This window comes from Kocuria atrinae C3-8 (genome assembly GCF_000286355.1).
GTDB lineage: Bacteria > Actinomycetota > Actinomycetes > Actinomycetales > Micrococcaceae > Kocuria > Kocuria atrinae_A.
Map to the genome: position 1 here is coordinate 1 of NZ_AJXN01000129.1, position 8,410 is coordinate 8,410.

Consider the following 8,410-nt stretch of genomic DNA (forward strand, 5'->3'; position numbering starts at 1 on the left):
TATTGTTCATATCCGAGGCAACTGTGAAAACGCATCTAGTTCATGTTTACAACAAACTCAATGTCGACAATCGGACAGCAGCCATCGACAGGCCAGACCCGACTGGCCGACGCCGCGACGTCGTCGAACGGGTCCGCCTGACCTGTGGCACCCGCGGCGACCAGGACGCATCCGGTTCCGCCGAATCCATGGGGGTGTCCCCGCGCATGAACTTCTCGACCGCCGCCCGCGCCAACTCCAGGCTGCGGGCGTACCACTGATCGAGTCCAGTGGCCCGGTACAAGGCCAGAAACGCCAAGCCCGCCCGCACATAATCCTCGAGCTGCCCATCGTGTGGATCCACGGTTCCTTGGCGGGACGTGCGCGCCAAGGTCGTGGTCTCCGCGTTCCAGTGCCGCGTCCACACGAACTCAGCGGCCCATTCGGCGGTCTCCAACCACTCGGGGCGATCCAGCAGCACGGCAGCCTCCGCGAGCGCTTCGATGGCCATGCCGTTCCACGCGGTCACCACCTTGTCATCGCGCTCCGGGGGCGTGCGCTGCTCGCGTTGCTCCCACAGTTCCTCCCGCATGTTCTGATCCAGGATCCCGGTGACGGACCCGGATTCGCCCCAGCCGGCCACGGCAGGCCGCGGTTCGCCGACGTCGCCGCGAGGGAACGTGTAATACGCGCCTTCACGCTCCGCTCCCGGAGTGACGGGATCACTGTCTGCGTCCAAGGAGGCGGCGATCGCGCCCTGTTCCGTGATCATCTCGCGGGCCAGCCAGGTCACGATGCCCTCGGCTGCGTTGCGGTACCTCGCGGCTCGGACGGGATCGGTGCCGCGTTTCTCCAGGTATCTGGCGGTGTGGGCCAGTACTCGTAACAACTGGGCGTTGTCGTAGAGCATCTTCTCGTAGTGCGGCAGAGACCAGTCCGGGGTCACGGAATAGCGGAAGAATCCCCCGCCCACGTGATCGTGGAGCGCTCCGGTGACCATGGCGTCCAGGGTGGCTGTGAGCAGTTCGGCCGCGCGAGCAGACAGGTCACCATCGCGGGATGCCAGTAGCACCAGCGCTTCGAGCATCGGGGACGGTGGGAATTTGGGGCCGTTGCCGAAGCCTCGTGCGTGGAATCGCGCGCCACCTCGAGGGCGTCCAGCCACGGACCGATCAACTGCGATTCTTGGTGGGCAATATCCCCCGAGGGATCCGGAGCCTCGACCTGCACCGGCCCCGCCGTGTGCCGGTCCGTACCGAGCATGGACGCAACAGCCTCCGGGTGACGTTGCAGCGCATCAGTGACCGATTGCGCGCCCTGAATCACCTGTTCACGGCGTTCCGCCCACGCGTCGTTCACCGCGTGGAGCACCTGTGTGAACGAGGGCCTGCCCTGCATGGGTCGCGGCGGATAATAAGTGCCCGCGTGGAACGCCTGACCCTGCGGGGTCAGGAACACCGTCATGGGCCACCCGCCCTGCTGGGTCAGCAACTGGGTCGCGGACATGTACAGGGCATCGACATCGGGGCGTTGCTCGCGGTCCACTTTGATGGCCACAAAGTGCTCGTTGATGTACTCCCCCACGGCGGGGTCCTCGAAGGACTCATGCGCCATCACGTGACACCAGTGGCACGCGGCGTAGCCCACGGACAACAACACGGGCACATCGCGGGTGCGGGCCTCGGCGAAGGCAGCCGGCCCGAACTCCCACCAGTCCACGGGGTTCTGGGCGTGCTGCAACAGATATGGGCTGGTGGAATGGGCGAGCCTGTTGGTCATGACTCAACGATGTCACGAGCCCCTCACACGCATAAAGGGTAGGAACCGAAAAAGGGGCCCGTCCCGAGCTGACAACGAAGTCCTCAGCGTCGGAGCGGACCCCTTCTGGTCTGCTTCAGCGATCAGTCGCGACGAGCGGAGCTCCCGCCGTTCTCGCCGCGGTCCGTATCGGGTGCGGTGCGAGGCTTGGGTGCGCGAGCGGCGTCGTCGGCATCGGAATCTGCGGACGCGTCCTGGCCGTCGCGAGGGTGCGCGTACCCGCCCACGCCCTCTTCAGCGGCGCGCTGCTCGGCGTACTGGGCGCGGTACCGCAGCCGGCGGTTGCGGCGGTTGAAGTCGATGATCAGGAGAATCACCACGGCGACCAGGAAGAAGGTCGCGAGGAAGCCCGCGAGCCCGGGCGAAACCTGGCTCGGTTCCAGGCCGGGCTTGAGGTCACCCGCGGGATTTTCCGTGGCCGCTTGGAGCAGCACGGTGGTCAACATGTTCACGGCTGGTTACGCCTTTCGAGGGGAAGAAGTCGGGGCGTCAGGATCGATACCGGCGAACAGATCGGTCTCCGGGATGGAAGTCTCCACGCGCGAATCCGCCAGGGAGTAGTCCTCCCACGGCCAGACCTCGGCCTGCATTTCAGAGGACACGGCGAAGAACGGGCCGTCCGGATCGACCTGTGTGCGGTGGCAGCGCAGGGCGGTGTCACGAGCGGAGAAGGTGTCCGGGCACTCGATCTTGGTGGTGGTTTCGTGGCGGGGCACCGGCGGACGGTGACCCTCGGGATCGGTCTCCTGCAGGGCAGCAATGCGCTCCGCGTACGGGGACTGGAAACCGCGCTCCTCCAGAGCCTCGTGCAGCGCGATGAACCGCTCCACGTTGAAGGCGCGGTCGTAGTACACCTTGAGCGGGGTCCAGGGTTCCCCGGTGCCGGGTAGCGTCCGGATCGCCGGCCTTGCGGTAGGCCTCCATGGACACGTTATGCGTCTGGATGTGGTCCGGGTGCGGATAGCCGCCGTTCTCGTCGTACGTGAGGATCACGTGCGGACGGAACTCGCGCACCAGCTGCACGAGCGGTGCCGCGGCGCGTTCGAGCGGTTGCAGGGCGAAGCAGCCCTCGGGCAGCGGGGGCAGCGGATCGCCCTCGGGCAATCCGGAATCCGCGAAACCGATCCAGCGGTGTTCGATGTTCAGGGCCTCGGCGGCCTGGGCCATTTCCTCGCGGCGCAGACCCGGCAGGTCGCGATCGGCCATGGGAACGCCTTCCATCTGGGCGTTCAGAATGGAGCCTTGCTCACCGCCGGTGCACGTGGCCACCATGACGCGTGCACCCAGGCCCACGTAATGGGCCATGGTTGCCGCGCCCTTGCTGGACTCGTCATCCGGGTGGGCGTGGATGGCCAAGAGCCGGAGTTTCGAATAATCCGTCACGGAACGGGAGCCTCCCGGGTGGGGTTCGGACAAAACACAATCCCCGGTATCTTACGCCCGTGCACCGGATAATGCTGTCGGCTCCGTCACCCGCACCACGCATTCTCAGGGGATCCCAACCCGCACTGGATACAGTGGTGTCATGAGTTCTTCCACCCCCGCGTCAGGATCCGCCTCGGGCGATGTCCTGGCGCAGCGTTATGGCTCCGGGCACCGGACGCTGTCCCCGCGTCAACGCCGCGGCCTCTCCTTCCGGGGCTGGGTGATCATTGCCGCGATCGCCACGTTGCTGTCTGCGCTGTTCGTGGTGTGGATCGTGCAGGGACAGTCCAGCGCGCCGGTCGCCAAGGACGTCAGCTTCCAGGTGCAGGATGCCGGAAACACCTACGCGGACTTCGATCTCACCAAGGACCCGGACCAAACGGTCACGTGTGCGGTGCGCGCACTCAACGAGCAGTACGCGATCGTGGGCTGGAACCAGGTCACCATCGGAGAGGTTGCACCCGAAGAGCTCAACGGCCGCACCAGCACTCACCGAGTGCCCGTGCGCACCACCAACGAGGCCAACTCGGTGGGCGTGGACTCCTGTTGGAAGGTCGACTGACCCACCTACTGACGGGCGCCGGAGCTGAGTCGCTTTGAGCCCAGCCCGTGGCCTCACTTACACTGGTGTACTAGAAACTTTGTACGATCCCCGACCCGGATGGGCAGCGAGCCTCCACGGCTCACCACCGGGGCGGGGTTTTTCACACGTGTTCACCACACCGGTGGGCACCCAAGAACGGAGATAGCGTGTCTACTAACGAGGCGCCTGGCTGACCCAGGAAGCATACGATCGACTCAAGAAAGAGCTCGACCACCTTTCCGGGCCGTACCGCCAGGAAATCGTTGATCGTATCGAACAGGCCCGCTCCGAGGGTGACCTCAAGGAGAACGGCGGTTACCACGCTGCACGCGAAGAGCAGGGCAAGAACGAAGGTCGCATCAATCAGCTGACCCAGCTGCTCGAGAACGCCCAGGTGGGCGAGGCGCCCGCTGACGACGGCGTGATCGAAGCCGGCATGGTGGTCACCGCGGACATCGCCGGTGACGAGATGACCTTCCTCATGGGCTCCCGCGAGGTCGCCGAAGACCTCACCGGCGGCGAGGACATCGAGGTGTTCTCCGAGCGCTCCCCCATGGGCGCGGCCATCAGCGGCCACAAGGTGGGCGACGAGCTGACCTACAAGGCCCCCAACGGCAAGAACATCAAGGTCAAGATCCTGGACGCCAAGCCGTTCCACAACTGATCTTCACGTCATCATGACGCAGTGATCTGGGGCCGCTCTCAGCGCATGAGGGCGGCCCCGAATCATTCCCCCGCATTTTCTATCCGAGGAGTATTCGTGGTTACCCATTGGAACCGCCAGCCCAATAAATGGACCGTGCCGCTGATCGCCCTGACCGCGTTATTGGCCGTCTCGGCGATCGTGGTGCACTTCCTGGGTCAGTCCAACCCGGAGCTCAACACCACCGGCGGTCTGCGCAACATCCTGTGGTTCTCCACGTTCGTTGCCGCGTTCATCACGTACTTCGCCTCCCGCGGACGACGACGCCGCTGACGCACGGTCCGCGCGCCGGTCGCGGTGGCCTGCGGGCCCGTTGCTAGCTCGCGGACCGGTTGGTTCGGTCCACGAGCATGCCCAACGAGTGACTAGTGCACCACCACGGGGCGGAAGCCTGGGCCTCCAGGCGTCGATGACCTTGTCACAGTGGGCGTGGCCCTTGGTTTCCATGTCGATGGTGATGGACACATCCCCCATGGACAGCGAACCGCCGATGCGCGTGTGATCCACACCGGTCACGTTGGCGTCCATGTCCGCGATGATGCGCGAGATCAACGCCAACTCACCGGGGCGGTCGGTCAGCATCATCTTGATGGTCATGTATCGACCTGCCGCTGAGAGACCACGCTGGATCACCTTGAGCATGAGCATCGGGTCGATGTTGCCGCCGGACAGCAGCACCACCGTGTTACCCAGATCCCCGTAGGACTCCTTGAGCTTGCCCTCCAGGATGGCGGCCACGCCCACGGCGCCAGCGGGTTCCACGACCATCTTGTTGCGTTCCAGCATGAAGATGAGCGCTTGAGCCAGTGAATCCTCGCTGACCGTGGTGACGTCGTCCGCGAGTTCCTTGATGATCTGGAACGGCAACTGGCCGGGTCGGCCCACGGCAATACCGTCGGCAATGGTCGAGACCTTGTTGAGCGTCACCAGCGCATCACCGGCCAAGGAGGGCGGGTAGGCCGCGGCGTTCTCCGCCTGTACTCCGATCAGCCGGATGTCCCGGCCCAATTCTTCCGCCTTGGCCTTGACCGCCACGGACAGACCGGCCAGCAATCCACCGCCGCCCACTCCGGCGATGATGGTGTCCACGTCCGGAACCTGGTCCACGATCTCCAGACCGAGCGTTCCCTGTCCGGCGATGATGGCCGGGTGGTCGAAGGGGTGCACGAACACGGCACCGGTTTCCTCCGCGTAGCGCTGCGCCTCGGCCAGTGCCTGGTCCACGGTGCTGCCGAACAGCACGACCTCGGCCCCGTGATCCTGAGTCGCCGCGACCTTGGGAAGTGCCGCACCCAGCGGCATGTAAATGCGCGCCTTGATGCCCAGCTTATTGGCCGCGAGCGCCACGCCCTGCGCGTGATTACCCGCCGACGCCGCCACGACGCCCCGGGCCTTCTCCTCCTCCGAGAGCTCCGCCATGCGGATGTAAGCCCCGCGGATCTTGAAGGACCCGGCGCGCTGCAAGTTCTCGCACTTGATGTGAACCTCGGAGCCGAGCAGACGGGAGAGCGCTCGGGAGTGAGCCACGGGCGTCCGCTCAATCACGTCTTCCAGCATGTGCGAGGCGCGTTCGATGTCCGCCGCGGTCACCGGCATTTCGTTGAGGCCCACTTCAAACTTCTTTCACTCTGCAACGTGCGCCGCCCGTGAGCGGTCGCCGTATCGGTCGGTCAGCCACGGTCTTGCGCTGCCGTACGAAAACGCGGCGCCCTCGTTCAAGGGCGCCGCGTTCCATGCTATTACGCGATCAGACGCTGTTTCATTGTGCGACTACGCGCGGCCTGCGCTGTCCTGCTCAATGTTTTCATCCGGATGCTTGTCCTTCTTGTGCTTCTCCTCGCGCTTCTTCTCTTCCATCTCGCGATCCTGGTGACGCTTGAGGCGGAAGCGCTGCAGCTGCTCCATGACCTGCTCGCGCGTCAGATCCTGCTTCTTGGCTTCCTTCTTGATCTCCCATGGATACAAGAACGGCGACCATGCGATCTGGTCATCGTGCTCCCAGGAGCGGGAGGACAGGTAGCGAACGATGGTGTTCAGGATGGCCAGCAACGGCACGGCGAACAGCGCGCCCACAATGCCGTACAACACGGCACCGCCGGCCACTGCCAGGAACACGGCCACGGGGTGCAGGGACACAGCTTTGCCCATGACCAGCGGCTGCAGCACGTTGGACTCGAGCTGCTGGACCAGCAGCACCACACCCAACATGGCCAGGGCGATAGCCGGCCCATTGGCCACGAGAGCCACCAACACGGCAATGATGCCCGTGGCGACCGCACCCACGATCGGAATGAAGGAGGCCAGGAAGACCAACACGCCAATGGGCAGCGCGAGCGGCACACCCAGGAGGAAGGCACCCAGGCCGATGCCCACGGCGTCGACAAAGGCCACGAACACCTGGATGCGCACGTACTGGGCGAGCGAGAGCCAACCCTTGCGACCGGCGCCGTTGACGGCGGTGCGGGCGCGGTGCGGGAACAGTTTGACCAGGAACAGCCAAATGGATTCGCCCTGCATCAGGAAGAACAGCAGCACGAACAACATGATGATGATGCCCGTGAGGATGTTGCCGGCGGTGGAACCGAAGGTCACAGCACCGGACAGAATTGCCTGCGAGTTCTCCTGCAGGGTGCTGCCGAGCTCGCCGAGCCACTGGTTGATGTTGTCGGTGGAGACATTGAGGGGGCTGTCCTCGAGCATGCCGATGAGCTTCTGGAAACCACCCACCGCGCTACTGGACAACTGGGCGAAGCCGGAAATCATTTGCTGGCCCGCCAGGGTCAGCAGTCCGATCACCACCGCGATGAGACCGATTTCCACAATGGCAGCCGCCAGACCACTCGGCACGCGCTTGGACCGCAGCCACTTGACGGCCGGACTCAGCAGGCCCGCGAGCAGGGCGGCGATAGCCACCGGGATGAGCACGGTGGAAACCTTGGACAGCAGCCAGCCGACCAGTCCGATGGCCGCAACCACCAGGATGACTCGCCAGGACCAGGCGGCGGCAATGCGCACCGGCGCGGACACCATTTCGCGACCGTGACGATCAGGGTTCGAGACCGGCCCGGAATCGTGTTCGGGGCGGTCCGGCTGAGAATGCGTCTGCGATATAGACACGGATGAAGACATGCGTACATCATGGCACGCCCGCCCGGAAATTCTTATTTCACAGGTCACTGTCCAATCGGTGCAAAAATAGGGGTATGTCCGCTACCTTGCTCCGTGTCCTGGCCCAGCGCCGCCCAGCGAGTGTTCTGACACGGGAGGCCCCTAAACGCCCCGAGTTGGAAACCGTACTGCGTGCGGTGGCGGGCGCTCGTTTCGACGATTCACTCACCCCGTGGCGGGTGGCCGTGACCAATCGTCAGTCGGCCTCGGACCTCGCCGCCGCCATGGCCGGGCTCACCGCCGTGCCCAACATGGACGGCCCCATCCCGCGTCTCAAGGGCAAGAAGATCCGGCGCCTGGCCGCTTATCGGGGCAGTCTGCAGTGGGCGTCCACGGGAGGCGCCGGCCTGGCCATCATCTTCCGGTTCGATCCCGAGTCCGAGACACCCAAGAAGGTCCAGCGTTTTGACGCGTACTCGATCCGGGGTCTTCTGGAAGCGGCTTTCTACGCGCAGGGTTGGGCACCGTGTGGTCCCGCCGCTCCCCCAGCGACGACCAGGTGCTGCGTGAGTTCTACCAACTGAGCGACAACGAGGAGATTCTCGGCTGGTTGTTCGTGGGTCGCCCCGCGCACAATTCGGTACCCGACCGCGCGATCAACCTGCCGCCGCAGGATTTGGAGATCACCTACATCTAGGGAACCGCCCCTCTTGAGGGGCGCCACCCGCCGTCGGGCACCAGACCCTACGACGCCGCCGCGGGCCTTGCGTTCAGAACGCAGCCGCGGCGTCGTT

9 protein-coding genes and 3 pseudogenes are annotated in these 8,410 nt (G+C 64.9%); 7 read left to right on the forward strand and 5 right to left on the reverse strand.

Annotation, left to right across the window (positions count from 1 at the left end; translation table 11 throughout):
- Both YO9_RS18680 and YO9_RS21745 read left to right on the forward strand, forming a co-directional pair.
- Positions 1-86 (forward strand): annotated as a pseudogene (locus YO9_RS18680) (LuxR C-terminal-related transcriptional regulator); the annotation flags it as partial.
- A gap of 273 nt (positions 87-359) precedes the next feature.
- Entirely contained in the window at positions 360-578 is a 219-nt protein-coding gene (locus tag YO9_RS21745; protein ID WP_396350774.1) for a hypothetical protein, read from the forward strand.
- Positions 579-921: 343 nt separating this feature from the next.
- Here the strand turns inward: YO9_RS21745 and YO9_RS21750 are convergent, their stop codons facing one another.
- From YO9_RS21750 to mca, 3 genes and pseudogenes are all read right to left on the reverse strand, one after another.
- A complete protein-coding gene (locus YO9_RS21750; protein WP_016997912.1) occupies positions 922-1,758 on the reverse strand; it encodes a thioredoxin domain-containing protein in 837 nt (278 codons plus the stop codon).
- Positions 1,759-1,880: 122 nt separating this feature from the next.
- Positions 1,881-2,243, reverse strand: a complete 363-nt coding sequence (locus tag YO9_RS0113220; protein WP_031273303.1) for a hypothetical protein — start codon at positions 2,241-2,243, stop codon at positions 1,881-1,883.
- A 12-nt stretch (positions 2,244-2,255) separates the two neighbouring features.
- Positions 2,256-3,180: pseudogene (gene mca, locus YO9_RS0113225) on the reverse strand (mycothiol conjugate amidase Mca).
- A 142-nt stretch (positions 3,181-3,322) separates the two neighbouring features.
- On the opposite strand from mca, the gene YO9_RS0113230 reads away from it, so the two are divergent.
- The 3 genes from YO9_RS0113230 (at position 3,323) to YO9_RS0113240 (ending at position 4,781) form a co-directional block, all read left to right on the forward strand.
- Positions 3,323-3,784 carry a DUF4307 domain-containing protein gene (locus YO9_RS0113230; protein WP_016997916.1) on the forward strand — a complete coding sequence of 154 codons (462 nt, stop codon included), beginning with the start codon at positions 3,323-3,325 and terminating at the stop codon, positions 3,782-3,784.
- Positions 3,785-3,995: 211 nt separating this feature from the next.
- Positions 3,996-4,469, forward strand: coding sequence for a transcription elongation factor GreA (gene greA, locus YO9_RS0113235; protein ID WP_031273305.1), 474 nt, complete (start codon positions 3,996-3,998; stop codon positions 4,467-4,469).
- 96 nt (positions 4,470-4,565) lie between these two features.
- On the forward strand, positions 4,566-4,781 hold the full coding sequence (locus YO9_RS0113240; protein WP_031273306.1) for a hypothetical protein: 216 nt from the start codon (positions 4,566-4,568) through the stop codon (positions 4,779-4,781).
- A gap of 92 nt (positions 4,782-4,873) precedes the next feature.
- Here YO9_RS0113240 and ilvA read toward each other — a convergent pair.
- Positions 4,874-6,104, reverse strand: a pseudogene (gene ilvA / locus YO9_RS0113245) (threonine ammonia-lyase).
- Between the two features lie 174 nt (positions 6,105-6,278).
- On the reverse strand, positions 6,279-7,637 hold the full coding sequence (locus YO9_RS0113250; protein ID WP_031273309.1) for an AI-2E family transporter: 1,359 nt from the start codon (positions 7,635-7,637) through the stop codon (positions 6,279-6,281).
- 74 nt (positions 7,638-7,711) lie between these two features.
- Here YO9_RS0113250 and YO9_RS0113255 point away from each other — a divergent pair, with 74 nt between their 5' ends.
- Both YO9_RS0113255 and YO9_RS18695 read left to right on the forward strand, forming a co-directional pair.
- The gene (locus YO9_RS0113255; RefSeq protein WP_223286566.1) at positions 7,712-8,200 is read left to right on the forward strand and encodes a nitroreductase family protein; all 489 of its coding nucleotides are present in this window, start codon (positions 7,712-7,714) and stop codon (positions 8,198-8,200) included.
- Entirely contained in the window at positions 8,176-8,313 is a 138-nt protein-coding gene (locus YO9_RS18695; protein ID WP_223286567.1) for a hypothetical protein, read from the forward strand. Before YO9_RS0113255 ends, YO9_RS18695 begins: the two co-directional genes overlap by 25 nt.
- Positions 8,314-8,410 lie beyond the last annotated feature (97 nt).

What these genes read in the sequence shown, in the direction of transcription:
- YO9_RS21750 (WP_016997912.1), bottom strand. Translation starts at nt 1,758, where the DNA reads ATGACCAACAGGCTCGCCCATTCCACCAGCCCATATCTGTTGCAGCAC.
- YO9_RS0113220 (WP_031273303.1), bottom strand. Translation starts at nt 2,243, where the DNA reads ATGTTGACCACCGTGCTGCTCCAAGCGGCCACGGAAAATCCCGCGGGT.
- YO9_RS0113230 (WP_016997916.1), top strand. Translation starts at nt 3,323, where the DNA reads ATGAGTTCTTCCACCCCCGCGTCAGGATCCGCCTCGGGCGATGTCCTG.
- YO9_RS0113250 (WP_031273309.1), bottom strand. Translation starts at nt 7,637, where the DNA reads ATGTCTTCATCCGTGTCTATATCGCAGACGCATTCTCAGCCGGACCGC.
- YO9_RS0113255 (WP_223286566.1), top strand. Translation starts at nt 7,712, where the DNA reads ATGTCCGCTACCTTGCTCCGTGTCCTGGCCCAGCGCCGCCCAGCGAGT.